This is a genomic window from Sphingobacterium faecium (genome assembly GCF_003054045.1).
Lineage (GTDB): Bacteria > Bacteroidota > Bacteroidia > Sphingobacteriales > Sphingobacteriaceae > Sphingobacterium > Sphingobacterium faecium.
On the sequence record NZ_QBKH01000002.1, the window covers coordinates 879,127 to 897,517 of the forward strand.

The window sequence follows — 18,391 nt, forward strand, 5'->3', positions numbered from 1 at the left end:
TAACCAAACAGTTTTGAGGTCTCATCTTATTTTATTGTATATCATAGTAAAATGAATGGCTTCTGAGAAAATTAAAAATTAATTATGGTAAATTATCAAATAAAGGAAAGTACAGAAGTCTATGATGCTATTGTCGTCGGATCAGGCGCCGGTGGTGGAATGGCGGGCTATATCCTTGCCAATGCCGGGCTTAAAGTACTGATGTTGGAGGCAGGTCCTTTTTACGATCCAGCAAAAGATTCATTACAGTTGCGTTGGCCTTGGGAGTCTCCGCGCCGTGGGGCTTCTACCACACGACCATTTGGAGACTTTGATGCCGCATTTGGAGGCTGGCAGATCGAAGGAGAGCCTTACAGCAAAGTAGCAGGTACTGAATTTGAATGGTTCCGTGCTCGTATGTTAGGCGGACGTACCAACCACTGGGGTAGGATATCGTTACGCATGGGACCTGATGATTTCAAACCCAAAGATGGTGTCACCGATGAATGGCCAATTACTTATGATGAAGTGAAACCATTTTATGATCGTGTAGACCGTATGATCGGTGTGTATGGTACAAAGGAGGGCATACATAATGAGCCAGATGGTATTTTTATGAAACCACCAAAACCAAGATTAAATGAGTTGTACATCGCAAAAGGAGCAAAGAAAGCGGGAGTTCCCGTTATTCCAGGTCGTGGAGCCGTGTTGACCGAAGTATCGAAAGAAATCAAAGGCAGAGGGACATGTTTTTACTGCGGTCAGTGTGGTCGTGCTTGTAAAGTGTATGGCGATTTTTCATCGTCATCTTGTTTAGTCATACCAGCAATAAATACAGGCAATCTTAAAGTAATAGATAACGCTATGGTAAGGGAGGTTCTGACCAATGATGAAGGGTTAGCTATTGGTGTTTCTTATGTGAATACCAAAGATATGCAAGAATATGCCGTAAAAGGAAAAACAGTTATTTTAGGAGCTAGTGCCTGTGAGAGTGCGCGTATTATGCTTAATTCCAAATCCAAAGCTCATCCTGGTGGAGTGGGTAACAGCAGCGGTGTAGTGGGTAAATATTTGCATGATTCTACTGGTGCTAGTCTGTCTGGTTTTTTACCACAATTGTTGGATCGAAAACGTTATAATGAAGATGGGGTAGGAAGTGTGCATATTTACTCTCCATGGTGGGAAGATAATAAAAAGCTTAATTTCCCTCGCGGATATCATATCGAATATGGAGGTGGACTTCATATGCCTTCGTATGGATTTTTGAATTGGGTCCCTAATGTGAATAATAATGCGAAAGGTGCCGATGGAAAGCAAAAGCCATTAGGTGGATATGGAGAGTCATTGAAGCAAGATTATAATAGTTTCTACGGAGCGAATGTGGGAATGGCTGGTAGAGGGACCGCTTTAGCACGGATTGATAACTATTGCGAGATTGACCCTAATAAAGTGGATAAATTTGGTATCCCTGTGCTGCGTTTCCATTATAAATGGGCTAACGAAGAAATAGCACAGGCCAAGCATATGCAAGAAACGTTTCAATCCATCATGCATGAAATGGGGGCTGTGATCACCTCTAAGATTCCAGGAGCAGATACACTCTATGGTTTGGAGGCACCGGGTAAGATTATACACGAAGGAGGAACCACTCGTATGGGTAATGATCCTAAAACTTCAGCATTAAATAAATGGGGGCAGGCACATGATTGTAAAAATCTGTATGTCGTAGATGCAGGACCATTTGTTCAACAAGGGGATAAAAATCTGACTTGGACGATATTAGCCCTGTCGATGCGCACTGCAGAATATATTTTACAAGAAAAGAAAAACTTAAATAGCTAGGACTCATGAATAGAAGAGAATCACTAAAAGCATTAGGTCTCATTGCAGCAGGAACTGGCCTATTGGCGGGATCCTGTAATACCGATAAGAGTAAAACAGCAGCGGTAGATACTTCAGATCGACTTCCTGGAATACAGGATTTTGAATATGAACGCACAAAAGCACTATTGGAAGAGAAATTTTTTAACGAACATGAGTTTGCAACAATTACTATTTTAGCCGATATCATTATTCCTAAAGATGCATCTTCGGGAAGTGCCTCAGATGCAGGAGTGCCCGATTTTATTGAGTTTATCGTGAAGGATTTACCAGATAATAAAATTCCAATGCGTGGTGGCTTAAAATGGTTGGATGTACAATGTCAAAAAAGATTTGGACAAGCATTTGTTAATTGTAAGCAGCAGGAACAATTGGCTATCGTCGATGATATTGCTTATCCCGAATTAGCGAGACCTGAAATGCAGCAAGGGGTTGCTTTCTTTTCTTTGATGCGTAATCTGACTTCTTCGGGTTTCTATACCAGCGAAATCGGAGTGAAAGCAATCGGTTTTCAAGGAAATACGCCTGGAGTATGGAACGGTGTTCCAGATGATGTATTGAAGGAGCATGGATTTGATCCAACCCAATTTTTTGGATAACAAATAATCAAGACTGAGAAAGCCCTTTTCATTAAAAATGGAAAGGGCTTTTTTTATCAGGTAGAGTTTGATTATTATTTTTTGATAATCTCTTGTTTTTCAAGAATATTTGTAAGTTTGTCAAAGGTAACCAGCCTATAAAATATGAATCGACAACTCAAACTTTGGGATGCCATTATGATTGTAATGGGATCAATGATTGGAAGTGGAATTTTTATTGTTTCATCAGATATGATGCGGCAATTAGGTTCAGGATGGTGGGTGATAATCGTATGGCTCATTACGGCTGTGATGACCGTTTCTGCAGCCATTTGTTATGGGGAGTTATCTGCTTTATTTCCCAAAGCTGGTGGTCAATATACCTACTTAACTGAAGTATTTGGGAAAATGACGGGTTTTTTATATGGTTGGAGTCTGTTTACCGTGATTCAGACCGGAACTATTGCTGCAGTAGCCGTTGCATTTGGAAAATTTACTGCCTACCTGATTCCGGAATTAAATAACGCTGCACCCCTATATGAAAATGGCTCCTTTAAGATCACCTGGATTCAAATACTGGCCATGTTCGTTATTTTGATACTCACCTTTATCAACACCAGAGGAGTACGAAGCGGAAAAATGATACAATCATTTTTTACATCATCAAAGATCATCGCCTTAATCCTATTGATTATAGGCGGTATATTTATGATCAAAGAAAATCATTTTTCTGAAAACTTGAGTTATGGTTTAAATTCCTATCAAAATTTGAAAGGTCTCGGCTGGTCAGATATTAGTGGTGGTATTTTGTTAGGTGGCATTGCTGCAGCAATGGTCGGTTCTGTATTTAGTAGTGTTGCTTGGGAGAACGTAACTTTTATTGCAGGGGAAATTGAAAATCCAAAACGCAACGTTGTTCGGGCGATGGTGATCGGAACTTCTTTAGTGATGGTGCTGTATTTACTCTGTAATTACGTGTATTTATCTGCATTAAGTAGGGAGGAAATTGCGTTTGCGGTGAATGATCGTGTAGCGGTAGCAACAGCACATAAAATATTGGGCGAGACAGGAACGATTATTATGGCTGTTCTAGTCATGATATCCACATTTGGTTGTGTCAACGGTATTGTGCTCTCTGGGGCAAGGGTATTTCAACGGATGGCAAAAGATGGTTTATTCTTGAAGCAAGCTATTCCGAATAATAAATACGAAGTACCTGAAAAATCATTATGGTTACAAGGGATATGGGCTTCATTACTATGTTTGAGTGGTCAGTATGGAGACTTACTTGATATGATATCTTTTGTGATTGTTTTATTTTATATGATCACGGTGTTTGCTGTGATTTGGCTTCGATTTAAACAACCCAATTTAGAGAGGCCCTACAAAACGGTAGGATACCCTATAGTCCCTTTAATCTACTTACTTATTGGATCTGCATTTTGCATTTTATTGATTTTATATAAACCACAATACACATGGCCAGGTTTTATTCTTATTATTCTGGGACTACCTGTTTACTGGTTTATAAATAAGAAAAAAACAGCTAAGATCGATTCTTAAAACAAGCTTATAAGAGCTTGATCGCTTATTTTATAGGGTGTCGGATAAATTCTGCTCAAGATGGCAATGAATAATTAGAAATGCTATACGATGATTTTATAGGATGGGTATAACGCATTTCTAGTTTTTAATCGTGCTTTTATGTCGTTCATCCGACAATAAATTCATCTTTTATTCGGATTTTTTCGAAAAAAGTGGTACGTTTGCTTAAACATTCCCTTAATGAAACAGTCGATTTTATTAGATGGACCAAAATTTCAGATTACCATTCAAAGACTTTGTCGTCAATTGATTGAGAATCATGGAGATTTTTCAAATACAGTTATAATTGGTATACAACCTCGTGGAACTTTCTTAGCCAGATGCATTGTCAAAGAATTGGAGAAAATGTTGGGTACATCAATTTTAAGTGGTGATTTGGATATTACATTTTACCGTGACGATTTTCGTAGAAAAGGTAATGATGGTCCCATTTTAGCTAACAGCACAAACATCAATTTTATTGTAGAAGGTAAAAAGGTCATTTTGATGGATGACGTCCTTTGGACTGGTCGAACCATTCGTTCTGCGATGGATGCCATTCAAGCATTTGGTCGCGCCGAACGTATCGAACTACTCGTGCTCGTTGATCGTCGTTTTTCAAGACAGATCCCAATTCAACCCGATTATATTGGAATTCAAGTGGATTCTATTGATTCACAAAAAGTGATTGTGAACTGGCAGGAGTCGGATAATCAGGATAGTATTATCTTGGTAACAGAGAAAAAATAGAGTAACGAAAATCTGAATACATTATAAAATGTCATCAACAGCTGAACAATTAAGTACACGTCATTTGTTAGGAATAAAAGATTTGAATGAATCTGATATTCAATTGATTTTAAATACAGCGAGCAACTTTAAAGAAGTTTTAAATAGACCCATCAAAAAAGTTCCTTCACTGCGTGATATTACAATCGCAAATGTCTTTTTTGAAAACTCTACACGTACACGTCTATCATTCGAGCTAGCTGAAAAGAGACTTTCAGCAGATATTGTCAATTTCGCAGCCTCATCTTCTTCGGTAAGTAAAGGAGAGACTTTAATCGATACGGTCAATAATATATTAGCGATGAAAGTGGATATGATCGTGATGCGTCACCCATATGCTGGAGCAGGCGTGTTTTTAAGTAAGCATGTAAACGCACAAATTGTGAATGCGGGTGATGGGGCACATGAACATCCTACACAAGCATTATTGGATTCTTTCTCGATTCGTGAACGATTTGGTGATGTAGCAGGACGTAAAGTGGCAATCATCGGTGATATCACCCATTCTCGTGTTGCGCTCTCTAATATCCTATGTTTACAAAAACAAGGTGCAGAAGTTATGGTATGTGGACCAACTACACTAATTCCTAAATATATCACTTCATTAGGAGTAAAAGTAGAACACGATTTGATGAAAGCGTTGAATTGGTGCGATGTCGCGAATATGTTGCGTATTCAATTGGAAAGACAAGATATTGCCTATTTTCCATCTTTACGTGAATATTCCATGCTTTATGGTTTAAATAAGACCTTGTTAGATTCACTGGATAAAGAAATTACAATTATGCACCCAGGACCGATCAATAGAGGAGTAGAGATCACATCGGACGTTGCGGATAGTGCACATTCCATTATATTAGATCAAGTGGAAAATGGTGTCGCAGTTCGTATGGCCGTGCTGTATCTGTTAGCAGGACAGCGTGGTTAGCAACAGGTTGTATAAATAGATCAATATGCCTGGTTTTATTTTAAATCAGGCATATTTTTTTTGTATTAAATACGTTATACTTTTGATAATGTTAACAATTGTGAATAACTTTTGAGGAAAACTCCTTATTTTAGGCTTAATTTAGTACTTTGAAGATTACTATGAAGTATACTTCGCTTTTGGAAGCTAAGTACTTGTAACATAAAATAAAACATATAAAATATTTTACATATTATGTATAAAAAGATTTACCAGGTGGGGTTTGCGCTGAGTTTGATGGCGACACCAGCTTTAGCACAGCAAACAGAGTGGCAACAAATCAACAAAGCATACAAGTCCGGAATGGAGTTGTTTGAAAGAGGTAAGTTTACTTCTGCTTCCGAACAATTTAATCGTGTGGAAGCTTTACGTACCAAATCATCATTACAGTTAGATGAAACAGAGGAGCTGACACTCCTAAAAGAAAATGTTCGCTATTTTCAAGCAGTATGTGCTCTTGAACTTGGCGAAACAGATGCGGAAGCACAATTTCTGAAATATATCAAAGACTATCCTTCGAGTGCTAATGCTAAAGCAGCATATTTTCAAATTGGAAAATCTTATTATGCAAAGAAAGACTATGTAAAAGCAATTGAATGGTTTACCAAGATTGATAGTAAAAATTTAGCGGGTAATGAAAGCTTAGAGTATCGTTTTAAATTGGGATATTCTTATTTTACAACTAAAAATTATACCGCTGCAAAACCACTTTTTGAAGCTTTAAAAGATCAGAAATCGGAATATCAAGAAGCATCAATTTATTATTATGCTTACTTATGTTATTTAGATGCCGAGTATAAGACTGCTTTGAATGAGTTTGAACGTCTTAATGGATCAAAAACATTTGAAACCAGTTATCCGTACTATATTACAGCCTTATATTTCTTAGATAAGCGCTATGATGATGTTTTGGATTATGCTTTGCCCATTATGCAACGCACCAAACAAGAAAATGAAACGGAATTGTTCCGTATTATCGCAGCGACATATTTCATTAAAGGAGATCTGAAATCATCTAAAAACTACTACGATAAGTTTCAAGCCCAAGATCAGGGAAAGACACAAAACAATCAAGATAGTTACCAAATCGGTTATATCGCCTATAAGTTGAAAGATTATGATAAGGCGATTACAGAATTGGAGAAAATGACCGAACCTGATGCTTATTATCAAAGTGCGATGATTACATTAGGAGATTCATTCTTAAAAAAAGGAAATAAACAAGCCGCTCGTAATGCATTCTTCAAAGCTTCGAAATTAGATTTTGATAAAGATCTGCAAGAGGAGGGATTATTTAACTACGCTAAACTTTCATATGAATTGGAATTCCACCAAGTGGCGTTAGCTTCTACTCAGGAATATCTAAAAACATATCCAAATTCAAAACGTCAGGAAGAGGCTAAAACATTATTAGCTGAAGTATTGCTGAGCACTAAAAATTACCGCGAAGCAGTTGATATCTTAGAAACCATTCAGAAAAGAGGAAAAGAAGCAAATGTAGCTTATCAAAAAGTAACGTACTATAGAGGTTTGGAATACTATAATGAGCGTGCATTTGAAAATGCCATCTCCTTATTCATGCGTTCGGAAGCGAATCGTTATGATGAAGAAATCTATGCATTAGCGACTTACTGGAAAGCTGAAGCGATGTATGAGGTGCGTAAATATGGTGAAGCGGTAACGAACTTTAATAAATTTTTACGTTTACCAGCAGCTAGCAAAACGGATGTTTACAACTACGCCAACTATGCATTAGCATATGCCGCATTTAGAAATGGTAATTACAATACCTCTGCGAATTATTTTGAACGCTTTTTAGCGACAGGTGGTTCTAAAGGAATTGAATTGAATACCCGTAACGATGCTATCGCGCGTTTAGGAGATTCGTATTTCTCCGCGAAAAATTATGGTAAAGCTATGGAGCAGTATGATCGATTGATCAATGCAAAAGCAGCAAGTCAAGATTATGCTTTATTCCAACGCGGTATTATCCAAGGGCTACAAGGTAATAATGAAGGCAAAATTGCAACGCTTAAATCTGTAATCGCGAAATACCCATCTTCAAACTATGCCGATGATGTTTCCTTCGAGATTCCTTATACCTATTTCTTGATGGGACAGTCAGATCAAGCGATAGCTGGATTGCAAACGATGGTGGAGAAATATCCACGAAGCAGTTATGTGCCACGTGCTTTGGTAACCATCGGTTTAGTGCAGTATAATCAAGATAATAACGAAGCAGCGTTAAAGACTTTCCAACGTGTAGTCGATCAATATGCGACTACGGATGAGGCTAAACAAGCGATGCGATCTATTGAAAATATTTATTTGGATAATAGCGATGCTACTGGTTATATCAAGTATGCGACTGGTACCAATATTGGAAACCTGACGACATCAGAGCAAGATAGCCGTACCTTCTCTACTGCTACTACATTATTCTCAAGATCAAATTATCAAGGTGCAATCGAAGCTGTCAATGCTTATTTTGACAAATTCCCTAAACCTATTCAAGAAAAATATGCTCGTTTTATTCGTGCAGAAAGTAATGCCGCATTAGGTCATATCGATGAGGCTCTACATGATTATAACATTATCTTGAATGATTGGACAAGTGCTTATACAGAACGTACTTTGGTTAGTGTGTCACGCTTGTATTTGAAACAGAAGAAATATAACGAAGCAACACAATTGCTCAAAAAATTAGAGTTGACTTCTGAATACAAATCGAACTACAGCTATGCGATCAACAATTTAATGGTCAGCTATTTTGAGATCGGTGACTATAAAGAAGCATTAAATTATACGAATGCTGTCAAGAATTACGAGAAATCATCGGAGGAAGAAATTGCTAACGCTTCTTTATATGCCGGTAAAGCATATTTGAAACAAAACAAGCGTGCTGAAGCATTAAAAGAATTTAATTTAGCGGCACTAAAAAGCCGTACCGTTATCGGAGCTGAGGCGCGTTATAATGTTGCTTTGATGCAGTATGAAAATAAAGAATATGAAGCAGCTATTAAGTCCGCTTTTGATGTTTCAGATTCATTCTCTTCTTATGATTATTGGGTAGCAAAAAGCTTTATTTTAATGGCTGATGCTTATGTCGGAAAAGGAGATAATTTCCAAGCAAAATCTACTTTGGAGAGTGTGATTGAGAATTATGATGGTAAGGATGATATTTTGCCTACAGCAAAAGCTCGTCTAGAAAAATTGAACAAAAAGAAATAGGAAATAATGAAGAAGTTGCACAATACAACAGTGAAGAAATATACATTAGCAACCTTGTTATTGGGTGCTGGAATGCACTCCTTTGCACAAGAAACACCAAAAAAAGTTGATCCTGCTACACCAGTGACAATCGATTCTTTTGATGTCGTACGTGATTATAAACCTATTCTTGCAGATGCGGTAAAAATCCGTCGTAGTCCTGATATGACCAATAAAAGAGAATATCAGCCTAAGTTGAACTATAACAATATAACAGATAAAAAACTGGATATCAATACCGGATTGCGCGAGTTGAACGTGAAAGAATTGCCTTTCTCGCAACTAGCGGATCAAACCAGTAACTATGTGAAATTTGGCGTAGGTAATTATAACACGATTCTAGGTGAAGCATATTTAGCGGTTGATAAGTTTGAAAATACACGTTTTGGATTATTTGCCAAGCATTTGAACCAAAAAGGAAGTATTGAAGGTCAAAAGTTTGCAACACAAGATATCGGTATTTTCGGACGCCGTGTTTATGAGCCTTTTACAGTAAATGGTACTTTAGGCTACAACCGTTATTCAACGAACTTCTATGGACAGGTCTTCGATCAAAGTTCAAATCTAATCAATACAACTCCAGAAGCACAAGCTTTTAATGATATCTATTTTAATGGTGAGCTGACCAGTAATACTGATGTGGATAAAGAAGGAGCAGTAAGTTACTCGGCAAAAGCAGATGCTTACCTATTTAAAGATAAGTACAATGCAAAAGAGAATTCATTTGCACTGTCGGGTTATCTGAATAAAAAGATCAACACCTTTAATGTTGGAGCAAATTTAAGCGCAAGCTTTAATTCTGTTGAGGACGTTGAGGTATCGACAAAAAACCATGTGGCATCCATTAATCCGTATATTAAATTCAAAGGCGATAATTATAATGTGACTCTAGGAGCTAATCTCGTGTCGGAGTTTGGTGATAGTAGCGGGTTTAATGTATTCCCAACAGTAGAAGCTGATTTTGCTGTAGTACCAGAATATGTGTACTTATTTGCAGGAGCAAACGGTGGAGTTAAACAAGGATCATTACGTGGTTTTGCAAAAGAAAATCCTTACCTGAATAGCAATATTGAAGTGCGTAATACCTTAGAAAAATTAAATATTTATGCAGGTCTAAAAGGTAATGCAGGTGCAAATTTTGGCTATAAAGTAAAAGCATTTTACAAACAGATCGAAGGACTTCCTTTATTTATCAATAGTAGAGAGGAATTGGGAGAAGGATTTGTTCCATATAAATTTGATGTTATTTACGATGGCTATTCCAGTAAGGCAACTCACTTTGGTATAGAGGGGGAGATGAATGTTCGTGTTTCACAATTGGTTAACTTAGGAGGTAAGATCAATATTGATGATTACAAAGTAAAAGATGATCCATATGGTGAGGCTTGGTCATTGCCGAAATTTCGTTTCTTAGCCAATGCAAGATTTAATATTTCGGATAAATTCTTTGTAGATGCCGAGTTATCAACGCAAGGACAAACATCTGCTTTAGCGTACACGTATACAAGTGCTACGGTACGTTCTGAAAATCCATCTAAAGTGACGATACCTTCTTTTGCAGATTTTAATGCTGGTGCCGAATACCGGATTAAGAAACAATTAGGCGTATTTGTAAAAGCAAATAATATCTTTGGAACCGAGTACGAGCGTTATCAATACTACCCACGTCTAGGTTTTAATATAATTGGTGGTATAAACTTTTCTTTTTAATACAAGAAGATTATAACTTTGCGTTAGCAAATAAGGAACAAGAATGAATTTAGGTAAAAACATCAATAATCTATTAAAGCGTTACTCAGAAGTTTACGTTAAGGGCTTGGGGGTGTTCAAAAGAAAACATTCTGCAGCTCAGTTAGATAAACAACGCGATCTGTTTTTACCACCTATTTCTTATGTGGAATTTGATTCTACAGCAGAAAATGGGTTTAACTTTATTCATTATATTCAGCAACAGCAAAATTTAAACCTGGATGCGGCCACGCAAGTATTGCAAGATGCTGTGGCGGATTTAAAAGATCAGCTCATCCAAAATGGACAAGCGAAACTGGAAGACTTAGGTCATATCGTGAGTTATGGTTCCAGTTTAGTTTTTAAACCATTGGACTTATCGGGGTTTAATTTTGAACCGATAAAACATGTTGTTGTTCCAGAAATAGAAACTGTAATTCCAGACCGTGAATTGGAGGAAATTATTCCTTTGATTCCTGTCGAAGAGCAGGAAAGTGTTGAAGATGAGCTTGAAGAGGATAAAGAGGTAGATACCGTAGAAGTAGAAGAAGAGATTGTTACTGAAGAAGTAGAGCCAATTCAACCGGATCCAGTTGTCGAACCGGTGGAAATAGAACCTGTTGTCTTTACTCACGAACAAACCGTGGAGCAAGAGCCCGTAGTGTTGTATGAAGAAAGAACGACACAGTCCAATACGATGTGGTATTATATTTCTGCCGCAATCATTATTGTCGTATCTGTCATCGTAGCTTTCATGCTCAATCCAATTTTAAAAGATCAACTGTTTGGAAAGAAGCCGGCAACAGCACCGGTCGTCGTTCCCGCACCAGTGGATACACTACCTAAAATCGATAGTACACAATTGAAGCAAGATTCAACTGCAATAGTTGATTCTTTAAAAGTGGATACAGCAGCACTTCAAACAACACTAAAGGAAACGGTAGTTGTAAAAGAATCAGTACCTGTAGCACAGCCCAATTATCAACTGGTTATTGCCACGCCACCAACAATGAAATTGGCAGAAGAGGAAGTGCATAGGTTGCGTAAAAAAGGATATCAAACTGTGCGGGCAGTTGATAGCAAATTTAAAAGAAATAAAAAACGTGTGATTTGGGATACCTACATGACAAAAGAAGAAGCCGATCGGGACCAGGCAACTGTCGCGAAGACTTTTTCAGGAGCATGGGTTGAAAAAATATCGAAATAGTCTAATATAAACAATTTTAAAATTATACATTATTATGTCATTGATTCAGAGCGACAGCAATCTTTTGGACACCATTAATCACGCTGCACAACAGGCAGTACCTGTAGTAAGAGACGAGAATTTGAGCTTAATTCAAATGATGATGAAGGGGGGATGGATTATGGTTCCCATTTTATTATTGTTGTTTATTGGTTTAATTATCTTTTTTGAACGTTTCCTGACTATTCGTAAAGCGGCAAAATATGATGTTTCATTAATGTCACAAGTAAAAGCAAGTGTGTTATCAGGAAAATTGGATGCAGCTTTAGCCGTTTGCCGTTCTAGCCATTCTGCATTAGGGCGTATGTTACAAAAAGGATTACTACGTGTAGGACGTCCCATCAAAGATATTGAAGGCGCTATTGAAAACGTAGGTAAGCTTGAAGTGGCCAAATTGGAAAAGAACATTAATATTCTAGGAATCATCGCTGGTATTGCACCGATGCTTGGTTTCGTCGGAACTATTTTTGGGGTTATTACGATTTTCCATGAAGTGGAGATGGCTGGTGGTATTGATATCGGTTCGGTATCTGGTGGTCTTTATGTGAAAATGGTTGCTTCGGCTTCAGGTTTGACGGTTGGTATCTTAGCTTACATTGGTTATCATATCTTAAATATGATGGTGGAACGTTTGATCTTACGTATGGAAACGGATGCAGTAGAATTTATTGATTTATTAGATGAACCTGGCGTATAATCGCAGGATCGTATGACTAATTCATCAATTAAAATTTATTAAAATGAATCTAAGAAGTAGAAAAAATAAACCAGCAGCAGAAGTACATACATCTGCATTGAATGACATCATGTTCTTTCTGATGTTGTTCTTTTTGTTGGCATCTGCTGTCTCCAATCCGCAAGTAGTGAAGTTATTACTTCCAAAATCTAGCGCAGGAGAGCAGTCGGTATCGAAAAAAACATTGACGGTTTCCATTACATCGGATCTAGCTTATCATGTTGAAAAGGCGGTTGTGCCCTATGAAGCATTAGAAGCTGCAATCCAATCACAGATGAAAACGGGAGAAGAGCTGACTATTATGATGTATGTTGACAATAGTGTACCTATTCAGAATGTCATTTCTGTAATGGATATTGCCAACCGCTTAAAGATAAAAGTTGTTTTGGCGACAGAACAAAAGAAAGATTAAAGAACATTAAACCTTTGAACAGGTTGAAGTCTAATTTTTAAAGAAATAGGAGATATAATACATGGCTTACCATCTTCAACATGAGGAAAATAACTTCCCAAAAGCATTAGGGATTTCTACTGCTATTATGGGAATTTTGGTATTGATAGGTTTCTTTGTCATTTTTGGCACTAAGACACCTGATGAATACGGTATGGGTGGCATGATTGTCAATTATGGTACAGCAGAAGAAGGCATGGGCGATGATTACATGAGTGTGGAAGAACCATCGGTAGATCCCAATGCTAATAATGTAAAACCTGATCGCGTCGTTCCAGAAGAGATTCCGACACCGACTCCCTCACAGCAAGTTGCAGATAAAGCTGTAGTGACGCAAGATGTAGAAGATGCACCTGCAGTGACCAAATCTTCAAAACCAGTCAAAACAGTAGCTCCTGAAACTACCAAAGAAGTCAAGGATAGTAAACCTACTGTTAACTCAAATGCGCTTTATAAAGGTAAAAAGAATAATGGTACAGGTTCTGGTGACGGGACAGGTTCGGTACCTGGCAATCAAGGGAGTAAATTGGGAGATCCTTTAGCGAGTAATTATGGTGAAGGTGGCTCTGGCAACGGTAATATGATGCTTTCGATTGAAAACCGAAGCTTTACACAGCGACCTCAGATTGATGACAATGGACAGCAGGCAGGAAAGGTAGCAGTAGAGTTCCGTGTTAACCAATCTGGAGTGATCATCTATGCACGTGCTGGTGTAAAGGGGACAACGATTACGGATCCAAGTTTATTGGAAAAATGTGAAAGAGCTGTTCGTGGAGCTCGATTGAATCAATTGGCAAATGCACCTGACTCTCAAACAGGTAGAATTGTATTCAATTTTAAGTTAAGATAAAATTTATTGTCAATGCAAAATTATAATGAGGTAATCGAGTATTTATATGCTCGATTACCTATGTTTACCCGTGATGGGGCTTCGGCATATAAAAAGGATTTAGATAATACTTTAGCACTGCTTGATGCTTTGGGCAATCCACAGCATAAATTCAAGTCTATCCATATTGCAGGAACTAACGGAAAGGGATCCTCATCCCATATGCTAGCTTCAATTTTTGCAGAAGCAGGGTATAAAACAGCCCTGTATACCTCCCCACATTTATTGGATTTTAGGGAACGTATCCGTATTAACGGGCAAATGGTTGACGAACAATTTGTGATCGATTTTGTCCATAACCAGCAGGCATTAATCGAAGAGATCCAACCGTCGTTTTTTGAAGTAACGGTGGCTATGGCATTTGATTATTTTGCGAAAATGCAAGTGGATATCGCAATTATCGAAGTGGGTTTGGGTGGACGATTAGATTCCACCAATGTGATCCAGCCCTTAATCTCCCTGATTACCAATATCGGATTTGACCATATGAATATGCTTGGAAACACCCTTTCAGAAATTGCATTTGAAAAAGCAGGTATAATCAAATATGACACTCCGGTTGTGGTTTCTGAATACAATGAAGCGACGGCTCCGGTATTTGTAAAAAAAGCTGAACAGGAACACGCATCGCTTGAGTTTGCTTCTGAAAAACTGCAATCAAGCATAAAAGCTTTCAATGAAGACTATTTGCAGATTGATGTGGTCAACCTAGAAGGTCATACAGAACAGTACGAATTGGATTTAAAAGGAAGTTATCAATCGAAAAATATCTTAGGTGTTTTGCAGATCGTTGATCACATGCGTAAGTTAGGGTATGATCTGCCACTTGCATCCGTTAAAAATGGTTTGAGAAAAGTACAATCCTTTACTGGACTTCAAGGACGCTGGCAAACACTTTCAAAAGATCCATTTGTCATCTGTGATACGGGACATAATGAAGATGGAATCAGGGAAGTTTTAAAGAATCTGGCCAATACAAGCTTTAGACAGTTGCATTTTGTGATAGGAGCAATGAAGGATAAGGATTTGGGGCATATGTTGCCACTTTTACCAAAAGATGCGATTTATTATTTTAGTAACCCCAATATGCCAAGAGCAATGCCCTCCGTGGAACTGGCAGCGGAAGCACATCAATTGGGATTAAAAGGTAATGCTTATGGTCCGGTAGTGAAGGCTTTTGAAGCTGCTAAGGAGCACTATCAACATGGAGATTTAATCTTTGTTGGCGGAAGTAATTTTGTAGTGTCCGAAGTACTCTTACAGCTCAAATAGTGATCTAAAAGTTTCTATACAAAGGGATTTAATGTTTCCTATATTCAAATATTAAAAAATACAAAAGGCTATCCATCATCAGATTCGATAGCCTTTTGTATATCATATCTTACTTCCTCACAGTACATTTTCGACATTCTACGAATGACATGCTGGAATAGAAGCTAGGATCAATTTTACAGGCAATGACTAGTCATTGATCGTCAATTCGCCTCTGATATTTTTTTCAACCCAATAAGCAACTTCTTTTTGGTCTTCAAGCTCTCCTTGAAGATACATCAGCTTCGTTACAGCAGCTTCAAATGTCATATCGTATCCATTGAGCACGCCAATAGCTTTTAATCCTGTGCTGGTCTCATATCTACCCAATTCGACCGAACCTACTTTACATTGCGATATATTCAGAATGTTTTTACCATTATCTATCGCTTCTTTTAATAGATCCAAGAACCATTGATCTGTCGTGGTATTGCCCGAACCGAAAGTTTCCATCACAATGGAGCGAACATCGGAATTGAGAACAGCTTTAATTGTACTTGGGCTTATTCCTGGGAAAAGTTTTAATACCGCTACCCGATCATCTAATTTTGTGTGCAAAATAAACTCTTTACCACTGTTGTTTAAGAGTGCATCTTGGTTATATTGTAAATGTATCCCAGCCTCTACAAGAACAGGATAGTTGGGCGATCGGAATGCCTCAAATTTGGCTGAATTATATTTAAAAGATCGGTTTCCTCTAAATAATTTATTATCAAATAAAATGCAGACTTCCTGGATCATGGATATACCAAAATGTTTAGTAGAGGCGATTTCCAAGGCTGTCATCATATTCTCCCGTGCATCGGTACGAATCTCTCCAATAGGCAATTGGGATCCCGATAAAATAACAGGCTTTTGTAATCCTTCTAACATAAAACTAAGCACCGATGCTGAAAATGACATCGTATCTGATCCATGTAAAATTACAAAACCATCATATTCATCGTAATTATCTTTAATGATTTGCGCCATTTCAATCCATATTTCAGGCTTCATATTAGAAGAATCGATAATCGGATTAAATGAATGTACCGTCAATTTATAGTCTAAACGACTCAAATCCGGAAGATTACGTTTGATCAATTCAAAGTCGAAAGGGACGAAGGTTCCGGTTTCGTCTTTGACCATTCCAATGGTTCCACCTGTGTATATGATAAATATGTTATGCATGATATGATTTAGATTCCAAATATTCTTTTTGAGTTTTCAGTTGTTATTGCTGCCACATCTGCTATTGATACCTCTTTTAGGTCTGCAATTTTCTGTGCGATGTAGTACAAGTAGCTGCTTTCATTTTGCTTTCCTCTAAAGGGAACAGGTGCCAGATATGGTGCATCTGTTTCTAAAACGATATGTTTCAGATCAATTTGTTTAACCACTTCATCCAGCCCTGCTTTTTTGAAGGTAACCACTCCACCTATTCCCAATGCAAATCCGAGATCAATAGCCTGTTGTGCTTGAGCAAAGTTACCTGTGAAACAATGTAAGACACCGAAAAGCTTCTGATCTTTCAACTCCTCCAACAATTCAAATAGTTCGTCAAAAGCTTCACGGCAATGAATATCTATAGGTAAATGGAGGTCTTTAGCCCATTGCACCTGTTGGCGGAAGGCATCCTTTTGAATTTCTAAGGTCGATTTGTCCCAGTAGAGATCAAGACCAATTTCCCCAATGGCGTAGACTTGATGCTGTTGCAATGCGGTATAGATCTGCGCTAATTCCTCCTGATAGTTTTCTTTTACATCGCATGGATGTAGACCGAGCATTGGAAAACAATTTGCAGGATAAGCATCTACAGTCTTCATCACGGCAGAAATAGATGCGCTATTCACATTAGGAAGAAATAAGCGCTGTATGTCTTTATCAAAACAACGTTGCATCTGTTCTGCTAATGTATGGCTATCGACGTGGTAGTATATATGGGTATGGGTATCTGTTAATAACATGGATTATAGTTATAGCGACGGTAAAAATAAAAGATTAGGTTGATATGACCTAATCTGATAAAAGTTAGCCATTATCATCATGATGTAAATATGTTCAATGCATTGAAAATTAATAAGTAATAGGGATGTTTTGTTGCGAATATATATTAATTGCTCGCTGATTTTTCATTTTTTGCGAAAAATAAATAATACATCAATATTCTTTAATTAAGAATAGGAGTAAAGCCAAAAAATTCCATATGAATGAATATGTTTTGAATTTTTGTCATTTTATCAATAATTTTATGCTGGATAACAATAAAATCAATTTTTAGCTGATGTGTTTTACCGATTTTTATATATCAGGTTAACGTGATATCGTTATTTAACTTTACGTTTTTATTAACAATTATTTATTTTCTTAAAGTAATGATTGTATATTTACGGTTAATTAGCATAATTTCAATTAAACCCAATACCCAGTTTTGATTAAGAGATTCCCTCACTATAAACAGATGGACGAGATGGACTGTGGTGCCACCTGTCTGCGTATCATATTTAAATATTATGGTAAGTTGGTCTCGATTCATAAAATAAGGAAACTGTGCCAAACAAATAAAACGGGCGTAAATCTGTTGGGAATCAGTGAGGCTGCGGAGAAACTGGGGTTTCGTACTTACGGCGTTCGATTGTCGTTGGAGCAGCTCAAAGAAGTCGAACTGCCCTGTATACTACACTGGAATCAGAATCATTTTGTTGTGCTCTATAAAATTTGTCGTGGTAAATACTTTATATCAGATCCAGCTTCGGGACTGCTCAGTTATGACGAAAAAGAATTTGCCAAGAACTGGTTCTCGACGAAAGAGCTTCATGCCGGACTGTCACTCATACTGAGTCCCGGACCAGATTTTTATCAGATCGATGAAGAAGAACCCGAACTGAAATTAGAGTGGAGCAAGATTTTCACCTATTTCTATAAATATAAAAAGCTGTTTGTCCAACTGATCTTAGGTATGGTACTAGGGACCATTCTGTCGCTGATCGCACCCTTTTTGAC

The 18,391-nt window shown here is 37.6% G+C and carries 15 protein-coding genes; 13 read left to right on the top strand and 2 right to left on the bottom strand.

From position 1 onward, the window contains the following. The first annotated feature begins 84 nt into the window (after window positions 1-84). The 12 genes from C8N37_RS07945 to C8N37_RS08000 all read left to right on the top strand — a co-directional run bounded on the left by C8N37_RS07945 (window position 85) and on the right by C8N37_RS08000 (window position 15,370). On the top strand, window positions 85-1,821 hold the full coding sequence (locus tag C8N37_RS07945) for a GMC oxidoreductase (RefSeq protein WP_108158381.1): 1,737 nt from the start codon (window positions 85-87) through the stop codon (window positions 1,819-1,821). Window positions 1,822-1,826: 5 nt separating this feature from the next. Continuing rightward, window positions 1,827-2,459, top strand: a complete 633-nt coding sequence (locus tag C8N37_RS07950) for a gluconate 2-dehydrogenase subunit 3 family protein (RefSeq protein ID WP_108158382.1) — start codon at window positions 1,827-1,829, stop codon at window positions 2,457-2,459. A gap of 144 nt (window positions 2,460-2,603) precedes the next feature. Then, window positions 2,604-4,001 carry an APC family permease gene (locus C8N37_RS07955; RefSeq protein WP_108158383.1) on the top strand — a complete coding sequence of 466 codons (1,398 nt, stop codon included), beginning with the start codon at window positions 2,604-2,606 and terminating at the stop codon, window positions 3,999-4,001. 222 nt (window positions 4,002-4,223) lie between these two features. Beyond that, window positions 4,224-4,772 carry a bifunctional pyr operon transcriptional regulator/uracil phosphoribosyltransferase PyrR gene (gene pyrR / locus C8N37_RS07960; protein WP_045754571.1) on the top strand — a complete coding sequence of 183 codons (549 nt, stop codon included), beginning with the start codon at window positions 4,224-4,226 and terminating at the stop codon, window positions 4,770-4,772. Between the two features lie 28 nt (window positions 4,773-4,800). Next, window positions 4,801-5,739 (top strand): aspartate carbamoyltransferase catalytic subunit, encoded by a 939-nt coding sequence (locus tag C8N37_RS07965; protein ID WP_108158384.1) that lies wholly within the window; start codon window positions 4,801-4,803, stop codon window positions 5,737-5,739. 234 nt (window positions 5,740-5,973) lie between these two features. Then, window positions 5,974-9,009, top strand: coding sequence for a tetratricopeptide repeat protein (locus C8N37_RS07970; protein WP_108158385.1), 3,036 nt, complete (start codon window positions 5,974-5,976; stop codon window positions 9,007-9,009). 6 nt (window positions 9,010-9,015) lie between these two features. Continuing rightward, window positions 9,016-10,758, top strand: coding sequence for a porin family protein (locus C8N37_RS07975; RefSeq protein WP_108158386.1), 1,743 nt, complete (start codon window positions 9,016-9,018; stop codon window positions 10,756-10,758). 43 nt (window positions 10,759-10,801) lie between these two features. Next, window positions 10,802-11,983 (top strand): HU domain-containing protein, encoded by a 1,182-nt coding sequence (locus tag C8N37_RS07980; protein WP_108158387.1) that lies wholly within the window; start codon window positions 10,802-10,804, stop codon window positions 11,981-11,983. A 34-nt stretch (window positions 11,984-12,017) separates the two neighbouring features. Beyond that, window positions 12,018-12,719 carry a MotA/TolQ/ExbB proton channel family protein gene (locus C8N37_RS07985; protein ID WP_108158388.1) on the top strand — a complete coding sequence of 234 codons (702 nt, stop codon included), beginning with the start codon at window positions 12,018-12,020 and terminating at the stop codon, window positions 12,717-12,719. 43 nt (window positions 12,720-12,762) lie between these two features. Beyond that, window positions 12,763-13,170 (top strand): ExbD/TolR family protein, encoded by a 408-nt coding sequence (locus C8N37_RS07990; protein WP_108158389.1) that lies wholly within the window; start codon window positions 12,763-12,765, stop codon window positions 13,168-13,170. 61 nt (window positions 13,171-13,231) lie between these two features. Further along, complete coding sequence (locus C8N37_RS07995; RefSeq protein WP_108158390.1) at window positions 13,232-14,059, top strand: energy transducer TonB; 828 nt, start codon at window positions 13,232-13,234, stop codon at window positions 14,057-14,059. Between the two features lie 12 nt (window positions 14,060-14,071). Beyond that, window positions 14,072-15,370 carry a bifunctional folylpolyglutamate synthase/dihydrofolate synthase gene (locus C8N37_RS08000; RefSeq protein WP_108158391.1) on the top strand — a complete coding sequence of 433 codons (1,299 nt, stop codon included), beginning with the start codon at window positions 14,072-14,074 and terminating at the stop codon, window positions 15,368-15,370. 189 nt (window positions 15,371-15,559) lie between these two features. Here the strand turns inward: C8N37_RS08000 and C8N37_RS08005 are convergent, their stop codons facing one another. Together C8N37_RS08005 and C8N37_RS08010 are read right to left on the bottom strand one after the other, a co-directional pair. Then, window positions 15,560-16,579 carry an asparaginase gene (locus tag C8N37_RS08005; RefSeq protein ID WP_108158392.1) on the bottom strand — a complete coding sequence of 340 codons (1,020 nt, stop codon included), beginning with the start codon at window positions 16,577-16,579 and terminating at the stop codon, window positions 15,560-15,562. A gap of 8 nt (window positions 16,580-16,587) precedes the next feature. Next, entirely contained in the window at window positions 16,588-17,355 is a 768-nt protein-coding gene (locus C8N37_RS08010; protein WP_108158393.1) for a TatD family hydrolase, read from the bottom strand. Window positions 17,356-17,819: 464 nt separating this feature from the next. Between C8N37_RS08010 and C8N37_RS08015 the strand changes: the two genes are divergently transcribed. Next, window positions 17,820-18,391, top strand: a 572-nt coding sequence (locus tag C8N37_RS08015) for a cysteine peptidase family C39 domain-containing protein (protein ID WP_244914363.1), incomplete at its 3' end; no start/stop codon positions are given.